The 13,830-nt window shown below is 64.0% G+C and carries 15 protein-coding genes; 1 reads left to right on the top strand and 14 read right to left on the bottom strand.

The features are described 5' to 3' along the window. Position 1: 1 nt before the first annotated feature. The 10 genes from atpD to MRBLMD1_RS04685 all read right to left on the bottom strand — a co-directional run bounded on the left by atpD (position 2) and on the right by MRBLMD1_RS04685 (position 8,900). Positions 2-1,456, bottom strand: a complete 1,455-nt coding sequence (atpD, locus tag MRBLMD1_RS04730; RefSeq protein ID WP_159631650.1) for a F0F1 ATP synthase subunit beta — start codon at positions 1,454-1,456, stop codon at positions 2-4. Positions 1,457-1,538: 82 nt separating this feature from the next. Beyond that, positions 1,539-2,429 (bottom strand): F0F1 ATP synthase subunit gamma, encoded by an 891-nt coding sequence (locus tag MRBLMD1_RS04725; protein WP_159631649.1) that lies wholly within the window; start codon positions 2,427-2,429, stop codon positions 1,539-1,541. A 72-nt stretch (positions 2,430-2,501) separates the two neighbouring features. After that, a complete protein-coding gene (gene atpA, locus MRBLMD1_RS04720) occupies positions 2,502-4,139 on the bottom strand; it encodes a F0F1 ATP synthase subunit alpha (RefSeq protein ID WP_141160059.1) in 1,638 nt (545 codons plus the stop codon). A 78-nt stretch (positions 4,140-4,217) separates the two neighbouring features. After that, on the bottom strand, positions 4,218-5,045 hold the full coding sequence (locus MRBLMD1_RS04715) for a F0F1 ATP synthase subunit delta (protein WP_364397816.1): 828 nt from the start codon (positions 5,043-5,045) through the stop codon (positions 4,218-4,220). Further along, positions 5,045-5,596, bottom strand: coding sequence for a F0F1 ATP synthase subunit B (locus tag MRBLMD1_RS04710; RefSeq protein ID WP_159631647.1), 552 nt, complete (start codon positions 5,594-5,596; stop codon positions 5,045-5,047). Before MRBLMD1_RS04710 ends, MRBLMD1_RS04715 begins: the two co-directional genes overlap by 1 nt. Before the next feature lie 54 nt (positions 5,597-5,650). After that, on the bottom strand, positions 5,651-5,869 hold the full coding sequence (gene atpE / locus MRBLMD1_RS04705) for an ATP synthase F0 subunit C (protein ID WP_003804776.1): 219 nt from the start codon (positions 5,867-5,869) through the stop codon (positions 5,651-5,653). 111 nt (positions 5,870-5,980) lie between these two features. After that, positions 5,981-6,781 (bottom strand): F0F1 ATP synthase subunit A, encoded by an 801-nt coding sequence (gene atpB / locus MRBLMD1_RS04700; RefSeq protein ID WP_159631646.1) that lies wholly within the window; start codon positions 6,779-6,781, stop codon positions 5,981-5,983. A gap of 81 nt (positions 6,782-6,862) precedes the next feature. Next, positions 6,863-7,201: an AtpZ/AtpI family protein gene (locus MRBLMD1_RS04695; protein ID WP_224026464.1), complete on the bottom strand. Its 339-nt coding sequence runs from the start codon at positions 7,199-7,201 to the stop codon at positions 6,863-6,865. Beyond that, positions 7,194-7,676, bottom strand: a complete 483-nt coding sequence (locus MRBLMD1_RS04690; RefSeq protein ID WP_159631644.1) for a hypothetical protein — start codon at positions 7,674-7,676, stop codon at positions 7,194-7,196. The genes MRBLMD1_RS04695 and MRBLMD1_RS04690 overlap by 8 nt, the downstream gene beginning before the upstream one ends. Before the next feature lie 111 nt (positions 7,677-7,787). Then, the gene (locus MRBLMD1_RS04685) at positions 7,788-8,900 is read right to left on the bottom strand and encodes an MraY family glycosyltransferase (protein WP_364397812.1); all 1,113 of its coding nucleotides are present in this window, start codon (positions 8,898-8,900) and stop codon (positions 7,788-7,790) included. Between the two features lie 289 nt (positions 8,901-9,189). On the opposite strand from MRBLMD1_RS04685, the gene MRBLMD1_RS04680 reads away from it, so the two are divergent. Then, on the top strand, positions 9,190-10,086 hold the full coding sequence (locus MRBLMD1_RS04680; protein WP_159631642.1) for a glycosyltransferase: 897 nt from the start codon (positions 9,190-9,192) through the stop codon (positions 10,084-10,086). Positions 10,087-10,133: 47 nt separating this feature from the next. Here the strand turns inward: MRBLMD1_RS04680 and MRBLMD1_RS04675 are convergent, their stop codons facing one another. Genes MRBLMD1_RS04675 through prfA form a run of 4 tightly spaced genes read right to left on the bottom strand, consistent with a single transcriptional unit; the run spans position 10,134 to position 13,699 of the window. Beyond that, on the bottom strand, positions 10,134-10,901 hold the full coding sequence (locus MRBLMD1_RS04675; RefSeq protein WP_364397809.1) for a WecB/TagA/CpsF family glycosyltransferase: 768 nt from the start codon (positions 10,899-10,901) through the stop codon (positions 10,134-10,136). Further along, a complete protein-coding gene (locus tag MRBLMD1_RS04670) occupies positions 10,901-11,707 on the bottom strand; it encodes an L-threonylcarbamoyladenylate synthase (RefSeq protein ID WP_364397807.1) in 807 nt (268 codons plus the stop codon). The genes MRBLMD1_RS04675 and MRBLMD1_RS04670 overlap by 1 nt, the downstream gene beginning before the upstream one ends. Further along, on the bottom strand, positions 11,704-12,609 hold the full coding sequence (gene prmC / locus MRBLMD1_RS04665; RefSeq protein WP_364397805.1) for a peptide chain release factor N(5)-glutamine methyltransferase: 906 nt from the start codon (positions 12,607-12,609) through the stop codon (positions 11,704-11,706). The genes MRBLMD1_RS04670 and prmC overlap by 4 nt, the downstream gene beginning before the upstream one ends. Positions 12,610-12,625: 16 nt before the next feature. After that, complete coding sequence (prfA, locus tag MRBLMD1_RS04660; RefSeq protein WP_159631638.1) at positions 12,626-13,699, bottom strand: peptide chain release factor 1; 1,074 nt, start codon at positions 13,697-13,699, stop codon at positions 12,626-12,628. Positions 13,700-13,830: the final 131 nt, after the last annotated feature.

The following is a 13,830-nucleotide window of genomic DNA, read 5'->3' as shown; positions in this document are numbered from 1 at the left end:
ATTACTTGGTCTGTTCCTGGATCTTGGCCCACTGGCGCTCAACGTCATCGAGGCCGCCAACGTTGAAGAAGGCCTGCTCTGCGATGTGGTCGAGTTCGCCGTCGCAGATGGCTGCGAAGCCTTCAACGGTGTCCTTGATGGAAACCGTGGAGCCCTCGACGCCGGTGAACTGCTTGGCGGTGTAGGTGTTCTGCGACAGGAACTGCTGGATGCGGCGTGCACGCGACACGACGATCTTGTCTTCCTCGGAAAGTTCATCGACACCGAGGATGGCGATGATGTCCTGGAGTTCCTTGTTCTTCTGCAGGATCTGCTTCACACGGACAGCCGTGTTGTAGTGGTCCTTGCCGATGTACTGGGGATCCAGGATGCGGGAAGTCGACGTCAGCGGGTCAACGGCCGGGTACAGACCACGGGAGGCGATTTCACGGGACAGTTCCGTGGTCGCGTCGAGGTGTGCGAAGGTCGTGGCCGGAGCCGGGTCGGTGTAGTCATCTGCGGGAACGTAGATGGCCTGCATCGAGGTGATGGAGTGGCCCTTGGTGGAGGTGATGCGCTCCTGCAGGAGGCCCATCTCGTCCGCCAGGTTGGGCTGGTAGCCCACGGCCGAAGGCATGCGGCCCAGCAGGGTGGAAACCTCGGAGCCTGCCTGGGTGAAGCGGAAGATGTTGTCGATGAAGAGCAGCACGTCCTGGTTCTGCACATCGCGGAAGTACTCCGCCATGGTCAGCGCGGACAGGGCCACGCGCAGGCGCGTTCCCGGCGGCTCATCCATCTGGCCGAAAACAAGGGCGGTGTCTTTGAGGACGCCTGCCTCTTCCATTTCCACCCAGAGGTCGTTGCCCTCACGGGTACGCTCGCCAACACCGGCGAACACCGAAGTACCACCGAAGTTGCGGGCAACACGGGTGATCATTTCCTGGATCAGAACGGTCTTGCCCACGCCGGCGCCGCCGAACAGGCCGATCTTTCCACCCTTGATGTACGGGGTGAGGAGGTCGATGACCTTGATGCCGGTCTCCAGCATCTCGGTGGAACCTTCGAGCGAAGCGAAGCTGGGAGCCTTGCGGTGGATGGGCCAGCGTTCGCTGACTTCCAGTTCCGACTCTGCAACGTCCAGGGGCTGGCCCAGCACGTTGAAGATGTGGCCCTTGACGCCGTCGCCGACGGGAACGGAGATCGGGGCACCGGTGTCAATGACGCCGGTGCCGCGGACCAGGCCGTCGGTCGCCTGCAGCGAGATGGCGCGGATGAGGTTGTCGCCGAGGTGCAGCGCAACTTCGAAGGTGATGGTCTTGGTCTCACCGTTGAGAGTGATCTCGGTGGTAAGGGCGTTATAGATCGACGGGATTGCGTCAGCCGGGAATTCGACGTCGACAACCGGGCCGATTACGCGCGCAATACGGCCGGTTGCACCGGACGTTGCGGCTACGTGTTCGGTAGCAGTGGCAGTCATCTCTCTCACTTCATTCAGTAGATGGCGTGGGGTTAAGTCTATCTGTGGTGGTGCTGGTTCCGAGGAACCGAGGGTCGGGAGGCTACGACGCGAGAGCGTCGGCACCTGCGACAATCTCGGAGAGCTCCTGCGTGATTTCGGCCTGGCGGGCCGTGTTGCGCAGTCGCGTGTACTTCTTGATCAGGTCCGTTGCGTTGTCGCCTGCGGACTTCATCGCCCGCTGGCGGGCCGCAAGCTCGGAAGCTGCCGCCTGCAACATGGCTGCGAAAATCCGCGATTCGATGTAGCGCGGCAGCAGGGCGTCAAGGACACGCTCGGTTTCCGGCTCGAACTCGTACAGCGGCAGGAGCTCCGACTCGGAAGCAGCCTGTTCTTCCACTACTTCCAGCGGGAGCAGTCGGATGACCGTCGGCTCCTGGGTAACCATGGACTTGAAGCGGGTGTAGACAACGTGGATTTCGTCCACGCCGCCCTCTTCGAAGTCAGTGGCGAAATCTGCCAGCAGCGCTTCGCCGATTTCACGGGCGGTGCCGAACTCTGGAGCGTCGGTTCCTCCGGTCCAGACCCGCGTGTACTCGCGGTTCCGGAATTCGAAGTACGCCTGGGCCTTGCGGCCCACGAGGTAGGTCTTGACTTCCTTGCCTTCGTCGTGGAGCAGCTCGAAGAGACCTTCCGCCTGCTTGAGCACGCTGGCCGAGTAGGATCCTGCGAGGCCACGGTCCGAGGTGATTACCAGGACGGCGGCACGGCGGATCTGCTCCGGCTCAGTGGTCAGCGGGTGGTCGATTTCGCTTTGGCTGGCGACGGCAGAAACGGCGCGCGTGATCGCGTTCGCGTAAGGCAGTGAAGCTGCTACGCGCGCACGGGCCTTCCCGATGCGCGAGGTAGCGATCAGTTCCATCGCCTTGAAGATCTTGCGCATCGACGTGGTCGAGCTGATCTTCTGGCGGTAGACCCGGATCTGGGCTCCCATACTTATCCTTTCCTAACATTCCGTAGCCGGGTGTGCCGGACCCTGGGGCCCGGCACACCCGGCCATGCGGAACTAGCGCTTCTGCTTGACGATCTTTTCCTGGTCGACTTCGCCCTCGGAGATAGCGTCATGCTCCTCGTGGCCGGCGCCTACCAGGTGGTTGTCACCCTCGCCGAAGAAGCCCTTCTTGAAGTCCACAATCGAGGACTTCAGAGCGGCAACGGTGTCATCGTCCAGCACGTTGGTCTGGGCCAGCGTGGTCAGGATCGAGGACTTGTGGCGCAGGTGCTCCAGGAACTCGGCCTCAAAGCGGCTGATGTCCTCGACGGGAACGTCATCCAGGTAGCCATTGGTGCCGGCCCAGATGGAGACAACCTGGTCCTCGACCGGGAACGGCGAGTACTGGCCCTGCTTGAGCAGTTCCATCAGGCGTGCACCGCGGGTCAGCTGCTGGCGGGACGCTGCGTCCAGGTCGGATGCGAACATCGCGAACGCCTGCATGTCGCGGTACTGGGCGAGGTCCAGCTTCAAGGTACCGGAGACCTTCTTCATGGACTTCACCTGGGCGGCACCGCCAACGCGGGACACCGAGACACCCACGTCAACAGCGGGGCGCTGGTTGGCGTTGAAGAGGTCCGACTGCAGGAAGATCTGGCCGTCGGTGATGGAGATGACGTTGGTCGGGATGTAGGCGGACACGTCGTTCGCCTTGGTCTCGATCAGCGGCAGGCCCGTCATGGAGCCGGCACCGAGCTCGTCGGAGAGCTTTGCACAACGCTCCAGCAGGCGGGAGTGCAGGTAGAACACGTCGCCCGGGTAGGCTTCGCGTCCCGGCGGGCGGCGGAGGAGCAGCGACACGGCGCGGTATGCCTCGGCCTGCTTGGACAGGTCATCAAACACGATCAGGACGTGCTTGCCGCCGTACATCCAGTGCTGGCCAATGGCCGAGCCCGCGTACGGTGCCAGGTACTTGAAGCCTGCGGGGTCGGACGCGGGAGAGGCCACAATGGTGGTGTACTCAAGCGCGCCGTTGTCCTCGAGGGTCTGGCGGATGGCGGCGATGGTGGACGCCTTCTGGCCAATGGCGACGTAGATGCAGCGGACCTGCTTGGTGACATCTCCCGAAGCCCAGTTGGCCTTCTGGTTGATGATGGTGTCGATCGCAATGGCGGACTTGCCGGTCTGGCGGTCGCCGATGATCAGCTGGCGCTGGCCGCGGCCGATCGGGATCATCGCGTCGATGGCCTTCAGGCCGGTCTGCATCGGTTCGTGGACCGACTTGCGCTGGGTCACGCCGGGCGCCTGGAGTTCCAGGGCACGGGTGGTCTCAGCCTTGATCTCGCCCAGGTCGTCCATGGGCTGGCCCAAGGGGTCAACCACGCGGCCGAGGAAGGCGTCGCCAACCGGAACGGACAAAACCTGCCCGGTGCGGTGCACTTCCTGGCCTTCCTCGATGCCCTGGAAGTCACCGAGGATAATGACACCGATCTCGCGGACGTCAAGGTTCTGGGCCAGGCCCAGCGTGCCGTCTTCGAAGCGAAGAAGCTCGTTCGCCATGACCGAGGGAAGGCCCTCAACACGGGCGATGCCGTCACCTGCGGTCGTTACACGGCCAACCTCTACGCGCTCTGCGTTTCCGGGTTCGTAGGACGCCGCGAACTCGTTCAACGCATTACGGACGTCGTCGGCGTTGATGGTCAATTCGGCCATCTGCAGTCCCTGCTCTCCTGTTTGTGATCACCGCAAACGGTGACCGGGTTTTCTATCAGTTTGGTTGTGCTTGTCCGGCTAGCCGGCCAGCTGGCGTTGCAGTTCGCCCAGCCGGGAGAGAACCGAAGCGTCAAGCACTTCGTCCCCCACCTGGACTCGGATTCCGCCAATAAGCGAGGGGTCAACGTTGATGTTGACCTTCAGTTCCCGCCCGTACAGCGCATTCAGGCCCGCCTGGAGGCGTGCCAGCTGCGTCTGCGACAAGGGCCGGGTTACGCTGACCGTTGCAATCCAGCGCTGCTGCCGCTTGGCCGCCAGTTCGGCGAACCGTTCCACAAGCCGGGTGGGCTTGATCCCGCGTGGCTCGCTGACAGCCTGCGTGATGAGGACTTTGGCTTCCTCACTGACGCCGGGTACCAGCTTCTCGGCAAGGCCAGCCTTAGCTGCGCCCGATGCCTGCGGTTCGGACAGAGCACGTTGTACCTCGTGGCTGGAGGCAACAGCCTGGTTGAAGGAAAACAGATCATTTTCCAGCTCTTCCAGGCCAGTGATTCCGGAGGCAGAAACGGCCGACTTGTTTTCAGCAACGGAAATGACCACCGTTGCGGCAAGAGTCTCGAGTGCATCGCCGATGTCACGCGCCGATGCCCAGCGTGAGCTGGCCAGTCCGGACGCGATCTCAGCAGCATCAGCGGAGACTTTTCCGCCAACCAGCTGCCGCACCAGCGCCGACTTTTCGTCACCGCTGCGGGAGGGGTCAGTCAGGGCACGGCGCAAGCCAGCCGAGCTGTCCACCATTCCCAGAATTCCGAAGAGTTCCTTTGCCAGCTGCAGCGACGCCGTGGGAAGCTTCGCTTCCAAACCGGCAAGGGCTGTTGCCAGCGATTCGCTCGATACGCCTGCCATTACTTAGCTGCACCTGCGTTCTGGGACTCCAGATCTGCCAGGAAACGGTCCACTACCCGTGCTGCGCGTGCGTCGTCGTCGAGGGACTCGCCCACGATGCGGCCGGCAAGGGTGGTGGCCAGGGTGCCTACCTCAGAGCGCAGGGACACAACGGCCGCCTGGCGCTCGGATTCGATCTGTACGTGGGCCTGTGCGGTGATGCGGGCAGACTCTGCTGCCGCCTTCTCCTTGAGATCCGCGAGGATCTGGGCACCTTCGGCGCGGGCTTCCTCACGGATGCGGTTGGCTTCGGTGCGGGCGTCGGTCAGCTGCTGCTTGTACTCTTCGAGTGCAGCAGACGCCTCAGCCTGGGCCTTTTCAGCCTTGGCGATACCGCCTTCGATGGCCTCGGCACGCTCTGCAAAGGTCTTCTCGAACATCGGGACAACAAACTTGACCACGATGAAGAAGAGGATGGCAAAGCCCACGAAGACAACCAGCATTTCCCAGCCATTGGGAACAAGGGGGTTGACGTCGCCTTCAGCGGCGGCTGAGATGATCAGCTGATGCATATTTCACCCGTCCTTATCTACTCGGTTCTGAATGTTCGCTAAGTTCTGAAGGGTTTACTTGAGAACGAAGGCGAAGACCAGGCCCAGGATGGCGAGTGCTTCGGTCAGGGCCAGGCCAAGGAATGCGATCGGCTGCAGGACGCGCTGGGCTTCCGGCTGGCGTGCAACGCCGTTGATGTAGGCAGCGAACACGAGACCCACACCGATACCACCGCCGATAGCCGAGAGGCCATAGCCGATGAGGTTGAGGGAGCCGTTGATGGAGCCTTCCATTTTTTTTTCCTTTCAAGATGCCACTTATGTGGCAGGTTGTTTGGGTTGCTTCATCCCCGCTAGGGGAAGACTGTGGTGTGCCGCCGGTGCGTGTTGCCCCGGCCGGCGTGCCTAGTGGCTGTCGGCGTGCAGTGCGCCTTCGATGTAGATCGCGGTCAGCAGCGTAAAGACATAGGCCTGCAGGACCATGATCAGGGCTTCAAGCATGTACATGGCGATGGCACCGGCGAGAACCAGGATCGAGGTTCCCTTCAGCAGCACGTTCTCCTGCATGATGAGGTACTCGATGCCGGAACCGGCGATCATCACGATCAGGTGGCCGGCGAGCATGGTCGCGAACAGACGGAGGCTGTGCGTGACGGGCCGGACAACGAAGTTGGAGATGATTTCGATCGGGATGACGATCGGCAGGATGTACCACGGCACGCCCGAGGGGACCGTTGCAAGCTTGAAGTAGCGCAGGCCGTTCTTCTTGACGCCGATGGCGATCCAGGTGACGTACACCAGGCCGGCCAGCACATACGCTCCACCCACGTGCGAGAACGTGGGGAGCTGGAACACCGGGATTGCGCCGTAGATGTTGTTGACCAGGATGAAGAAGAACAGGCTGAACAGCAGGGGGACGTACTTGATGAAGTCCCTGCCGCCGATGATGTCCTTGGCAATGCCGTTGCGGACGAAGCCGTAAGCGGCTTCGCCGGCGAACTGGAGCTTGCCGGGTACCAGCTGCTGCTTGCGTGCGGCGAGCACGAAGAAGACGGCGATAAAGACGACAGAGAGGAGGACCAGCAGCATCTGCTTGGAGAATCCTTCTGCGGCACCCCACGGCAGGATTGCCGGCAAATGCATTTCGTTAATACCAGGAGGAGTGAACTCTCCTGAATCTTGGGCCGGGAGCGCAAGCGCGATCAACGCGTTTCCTCTCTGCAGTGTCCATCATTGGGCGTTGGGCGGGGTCCGGCAGCCTGACAGCCTGCTGTTCCCCATGTGAAATTATTTGGCATTATCTTTTCCGTCCTGGGACGGTGCGCTGGGAGCATGGCGCCCATCAGCAATTTTTCGGGAACTGGTGAGGCCGTGCATGTGGGAAAGGTAGAAACCTCCGACGGCTCCAAGCAGAGCGCCTGCGAGCACAATCCAGCGCGTTCCCCACAGATAATCCAGTCCCCACCCTATCAAACTCCAGACGATGATTCCGCCAATGATGTAGCTGAATACAGCCATTCCAGCGTTGTAGCCGCCATCGGTGGACACGTCGGCAGGACCCTGCGTGGAGTCGGTTGATCCGCGTTTGCCGTGTGCGGCGCCTGCGGTTTTTTTCCGATCACGCATTGGATGCTCCCTTGTCTTCTGGATCGTTGTAGATCTGGAGTCGCGCCCTGCTGAAGCCATGGATCTCCGCGGCCTGCCACAGGATGACGGCCACGATGGCGCCGATGATGAACCAGCGGCCGTGGAGCCATTCAGGAGCACCGATGACGAACAGGACAACGGCAAAGCCAACCACTTTGATGAAGTAGGTGGCGACGAACATTCCGATTGCACCCGATGGGTTGCTTCGTCCCACGAAGTGGCCCACCAGCAGGCTGATGCCGAAGAACAGCATCACCAGCAGGCCGCCCAGGACGCTGGAGAGCGCCCCGGTTGCCCCGTTGAGGACGGCGGCCGGGATTGCGCACAGCACAAGTCCGGCAGCCGCAGCAATAGAGCTGCGCTTGAGCAGGTTCAGCCAGAGCGAACGGGTGGGACCAGACGTACCAACGGGTCCATTGCCGGAGGCAGGTCCGGACTCGGCGTTGGAGGTCATGAGATCCCAATCGTCGTCACCACATGGCGGATCGCCAGGAGGCAGGGGGTGGAGTGGCAGCTTGGGCTGCCCCTAAATTCTACACGAGATAGAAATAATTCAGAACTGCCGTTACGCCGCAGTTTCCCCGTTGCCGCGGGACAGGTACGGCCACGCTGTCACCAGTCCCATGACCAGCGTGGCGAAGATGTCCACGGCGAGCACGACGTGCCAGGGGAAGACAGCAAACGCCAGGCCGCCGAAGGAGAGTACGGCGGTCCACAGGTACATCAGGACCACGGCGGTACGGTGCGAATAGCCGATGTCCAGCAATTTATGGTGCAGGTGTCCGCGGTCCGCCGACCAGGGCGAACGCCCGCGGGCCGTGCGCCGGACGACCGCCAGCCCGAGGTCCAGCAGCGGCAGGAAGAGGACGGCGAAGGGAAGCAGGATGGGAATGATGGTGGAGATACCGTTGGCGCGGTCGTAGAGGCCCGAGGTGATCTGCCCCGTGGACACGACGCCGGCCGAGGCCATGAGGAGCCCGATCAGCATGGCGCCGGAGTCGCCCATGAAGATCTTCGAGGGAAAGAAGTTGTGCGGGAGGAACCCAAGGCACCCGCCCACCAGTACGGCCGTAATGAGCGTTGCCAGGTCCGAATAATCCAGCAGTACCGCGTTGCGGTGGACCCAATAGGCGGTAATGAAGAACGCCGTGCCGCCGATGATGGCCACTCCCGCGGCGAGGCCGTCCAGTCCGTCTATGAAGTTGAAGGCGTTCATGGTGGTGACGATCAGTCCGGCGGTCAGCACTATCCGCAGTGTTCCGTCGTGGAGGTAGATGGGTTCAGGTACCCAGGGGACGATAGTCATCTGCACACCCCAGATGGCCACGGTCAGTCCGGCCGCGCTCTGGCCGATCAGCTTCACCCACCAGCGGATGTCCAGCAGGTCGTCCGCCACGCCCACCAGGACGATGACAGCTGCTCCTGCCAGGACACCCCACGGTGAAAAGTTGTTGCGGTAAATGTCCTTGACGAAGAAGGACTGGCTGGCAACGACCAGCGCCACCATGACGCCCAGGAAGATTGCCACCCCGCCCAGCCTGGACACCGGCGTGGAATGCATGTCCCGGCTGCGGATGGGCAGGTGCAGCTCAAGCCGGTGCCCCACGACGCGGGCGCCCCAGGTGGCCGCGTAGGAGACGATGGCGGCGGTGAGCCCCATAAGCAGGTACATGATCATGGGACGGCAACCGCTTCAAGGATGGTGGCGCCAAAACCGCTCGCCTGCGGTGGCAGCCGGTTGGGGGTGTGTGGGCTCACGGGCCGGGAATCTGTTCTTCGATAAATGAAACTTCTCCGTCGCCGAGCGCGCAGCAGGCGGTGCGCTCAGACATGCGCGCAGCGCCTTACAGGGCTGTATTACAGTGGACTCTAGTCAAAGATACTAGTGCCACCGGCACCATGGCTCCGCGCCACACGGGCGCACAACAGGCGGGGAACTCCCTTGCAGCCATGCTGAAAGGACCCCCATGACCCCCCGCATTGCGGTTGCCGCCGTGACTTTCGACCGGCCCAAGGAACTGTCCGTCCTGCTGGATTCGATCAACGCCCAGAGCCGGCACGTGGACACGATTTGCCTGGTGGACAGCGGCACCACCCCGGCCGCGGATGTGGCTGCGGCGCACCCCAACGTGGACTATGTGCGCTCCGAAGCGAACCTGGGCGGCGCCGGCGGGTTTGCGCTTGCCGCGCTGAAGGCCGTCGCCAGCGGTGCCCGCTGGATCTGGATGATGGACGACGACGCCGAGCCGGCAGATCCGGAATGCCTCGCCACGCTGCTTCGTGAGGCTGAGGCACGCGACCTGGAGGCGGTGGTCCCTTTGGTCACGGCGCCCGGCCATCCCGACCGGTTGTCCTTCTTCTTCCGGCTGGACGGCAAGGTCACGCACGACAGGGCCGAGGTGGAGAAACGTGGCTTCCTGCCGGACGATGGCCATTTCTTCAACGGTGCGCTGATCCGCTCCGACGTGTTCTTCAAGGTGGGCCTGCCGGACATGCGCCTGTTCATCCGGGGCGATGAAGTTGATTTCACCATCCGGCTGCGCAAGGCCGGGATCCGCTTTGGCACCGTCACCACCACGGCCATTACGCACCCGCACGCCTTCGGGGAAACGCAGCACGTCTACGGCGCCCGCTGGCACGTGATCGTCCCGGACTCCGCCTTCAAGCGCTTCTACTATTACCGGAACCGGGGCTACCTGATCCGCCGCTACTTCCGGGTGCGCTCGTTCGTGGCCGACGTCGGCGGGTACCTGGGCTATTTCCTGCAGCGCCGCGACCTTCCGGGCTTCCTGGGGTGGGCCCGTTCGTTCACCACCGGCCTGCGGGGCAAGGGCTTTGCTCCGTTGGAGGACCAGAAGTTCTAGGCGGGCCCTGCCGCCGTTTGCCGCGCTCCGCTGCGTACGGCCCCGGGCTATTTGGTCAGCACCGGTTTTCCGAGCCTCCGGGCGGCCAGGAGCCACAGCAGGACCCAGGGCTCCCCCAGCACGCGGTAGGCCACGCGGCGGGGATGCAGGAGCAGGCGCCAGGCCCACTCCAGGCCCATCCTGCCCAGCCACCGGGGGGCCAGCTTCTGGACGCCCGCCAACTGCTCGATGGCGCCGCCCACGGCGCAGTACACGGCAGGCGGCATCTCAGCCAGCCGCCGCTGCAGCACTTCCTCCTGGAGCGGCATGCCCAGGCCAAGCAGGACAAGCTGCGGCTGTTCACGGTGCAGCCAGGCAACGGCTGCCTCTTCCAGCTCAGGACCCCATCCTTCACCGGGAAAGCCTGAGACGCGGGCGCCCGGAACGATGTCCTTCAGCCTGCTGACTGCCCCGGCGTTCGCTTCCGCACCGGCACCGATCACGGCAATCCGGTCAAGGCCGCGCACCTGGTCCAGCGCCGGCAGCCAGTCCGTTGAACCCAGCCGGTAATCCATGACGGGGCCTTCGGCGTTGCCGGTCCTCCCCCACAGCCACAGCACGGGTGCCCCGTCCAGGAGCACGACGTCGCTGTCCTCATAGAGGCGCCGGAATCCGTCGTCGGACAAAGCCAGCGTCACGCTGTGCAGGTTGTGGCCCAGGACGGTACGGGTGGAGCCATCCGCCACGAAGCTGCTCAGTTCCGCCACCAGTTCGGGGACGCGCAGCGGCGTGGCGTGGACGTCCAGGACAGGGATCTGCTGGCGGTCCAGCGCCATCAAGGCTGCTGGTTCCCGGCCGGCGTGGCGGATTCCGTGGCCGGGCCGGTCACGGCGGACGACCCGGACGCCTCAGGTGCGGCCCCGCCGTCGTCCTGTACGCCGGCTGCGCTTGACTGGCCGGCTTCCTCTTCGGCCATGGGGATCTCTCCCAGGCCCAGGACGCCGGGGACGTGCCCGCGGAGCTGGTCCAGGCTCACTGCCCCGTTGCGCACCACGCGCAGGATGGGGCCGGTGGCATCCACAATGGTGGACGGCACGCCGGCCTCGCCCTCTACGGGGCGCTGGCCGCCCTCCAGGTACACCTCGACGGAATCAGCAAGCTGTTCCCGGGCGGCAGCAGCAGTCTGGGCCGGTGCGTGGCCGGTGCGGTTTGCCGAGGACACGGCAAGCGGGCCGGTCAAGGTCAGCAGTTCCAGGGCCACTTCGTCGGCAGGCATCCGCAGGGCCACGGTCCCCTTGGTTTCGCCCAGGTCCCAGTCCAGGGACGGCTGTGCGTGCAGGATCAGCGTCAGGCCTCCGGGCCAGAAGGCCTCGGCCAGTTTCCGTGCGTCGGCCGAGACCTCAGTGGCCAGGCCGTCCAGGGCGTTGATCCGCGGAATCAGGACGGGCGGCGGCATGGTGCGGCTGCGTCCCTTGGATACCAGCAGCATGGTGACGGCATGCGGCGAGAACGCGTCCGCGCCGATCCCGTAGACGGTGTCCGTGGGGAGCACGACGCACTTCTTTTCACTGATGGCGCGCTGGGCGTGTTCCAGCCCCCGGGCCCGCTCGTCGTCGATGGTGCAGTCATAAGTTGTGGTCACTGGCCCATTCTTTCATTCCGTGCGGAGTCCTCCACGAGCACGGCGCTGGTGGCGCGCTTCTTGCCGTTGAGGTCCAGGTGCGTTGTGATGGCTGTCCAGGTTCCGGTCTTTGCGAGCATGGCGGCAATCCAGCCGGCCTGGACTTCTGCGTGTTCCATGACGAAGTAGCCCCCCGGCCGCAGCAGCCGGGCAGCGGAGGCCGCTGCCGCCGTCGGAAGTTCCATGCCGTCCGCTCCCCCGCCGTACAAAGCCTCCGGCGGATCGTGCAGGGCTACTTCGGGTTCGTTGGGGATGGCTTCGGCGGGGATGTACGGAGGGTTGGAAACCACGACGTCGACGCTTCCGTTGAGCTCCATGAAGGCGTCGCGCAGGTCCCCCAGGACAAGGTTGACGCCCAGGGGCGCCAGGTTCTTCGCCGCCCAGGCGTGCGCGAACGGGCTGAATTCGACAGCGTGTACCTCGGCTCCGGGAAGCTCGGAGGCGAGCGAACCGGCGATGGCGCCGGACCCCGTCCCAAGGTCCACAATGCGGGGACTGTCCATGCCACGGACATGGTCGATGGCCAGCTGGACCACCGATTCGGTCTCCGGACGCGGAATGAAGACCCCCGGCCCCACCGCCAGCTCCAGGTAGCGGAAATATGCCACTCCGGTGATGTGCTGCAGCGGGATCCGGCGCGCACGTTCGGCCACCAGCTCGGCATACCCCGGCGGTGCGGGAGTGTCGCCAAGCATCAGAGAGCGCAGGCGTCCCAGCCCGACGTTCAGGAGGTGGTCCGCCAGGAGCTCCGCGTCGGCGCGGGGGCTGGGGACCCCGGCCTCAGCCAGCAGTGCGGCAGCCTCACGGACAGCTGCAGCCAGTGTCTGGGTCTGGGCAGGCACCGCGGAGGTGGGCTCGGTCATGGGTGGCAGCTTCCGATCAGTCGCCGATGGCGTCCAGCCGCGCCTGCTCGTCCATTTCAATCGCCGACTGGATGACCGGTTCCAGGTCACCGTTCATGACCTGGTCCAGGTTGTAGGCCTTGTAGCCGGTGCGGTGGTCGGCGATCCGGTTTTCCGGGTAGTTGTACGTGCGGATGCGCTCGGAGCGGTCCATGGTGCGGATCTGAGACTTGCGCTGTTCCGAGTTGGCGGCGTCGATCTGCTCCTGCTGGTGCGCCAGGATGCGGGCACGGAGGACGCGCATGCCGGCCTCACGGTTCTGCAGCTGGGATTTCTCGTTCTGCATGGCCACCACAATGCCGGTGGGAAGGTGCGTGATGCGCACAGCGGAGTCCGTGGTGTTCACGGACTGGCCACCCGGGCCCGAGGACCGGTACACGTCGATTTTGAGGTCGTTCTGGTTGATCTCGAGCTCTTCCGGCTCGTCCACTTCGGGCAGGACCAGCACGCCGGCAGCGGAGGTGTGGATGCGTCCCTGGGACTCGGTTACAGGCACGCGCTGGACGCGGTGCACGCCGCCTTCGAATTTAAGCCGGGCGTACACGCCCTCAGCGGGGTCGTTCGAGTTGCCCTTGACGGCCACCTGGACGTCCTTGTAGCCGCCCAGGTCCGATTCGGTAGCGGAGATGATTTCGGTCTTCCAACCGCGGGACTCCGCGTAGCGGGTGTACATGCGCAGCAGGTCGCCGGCGAACAGGGCAGCCTCGTCGCCACCTTCGCCGCCCTTGACCTCGAGGATCACGTTACGGGCGTCGTCCGGATCGCGCGGAATCAGCAGGCGCCGCAGCTTGGCGGCAGCCGTCTCCAGCGCGGCCTCGAGTTCAGGCACCTCGGCAGCAAACTCGGGATCCTCGGCAGCCATCTCCTTGGCGGCAGCAAGGTCATCCCGGATGCCTTCCCACTTGTGGTAGGCCTCAACAATGCCATTGAGCTGAGCCGACCGCCGCCCCAGCTTCCGGGCAAGCCGCTGGTCAGCATAAACAGCAGGATCCCCCAGCTGCGCCTGGATGGAGTCATGCTCATCAAGCAGGCCCTGTACGGACTCAAACATTTTTCAAAACCTTTCGTTCTGCACCTAGTTTAGTCAGGCACAGGAATCCAACCCCAAAGCATGCGGGGCACCCGGTGAGCTGGCGCCGGCCGCGTGGATTTTCCGCCCTGGGAGTGGCATCGGGCCTGCCG

Source organism: Pseudarthrobacter sp. LMD1-1-1.1 (assembly GCF_040676255.1).
In the GTDB taxonomy this organism is placed as follows: domain Bacteria; phylum Actinomycetota; class Actinomycetes; order Actinomycetales; family Micrococcaceae; genus Arthrobacter.
The sequence above is the reverse complement of the archived record's forward strand: the minus strand, read 5'-3'. Positions and strand labels throughout refer to the sequence as shown.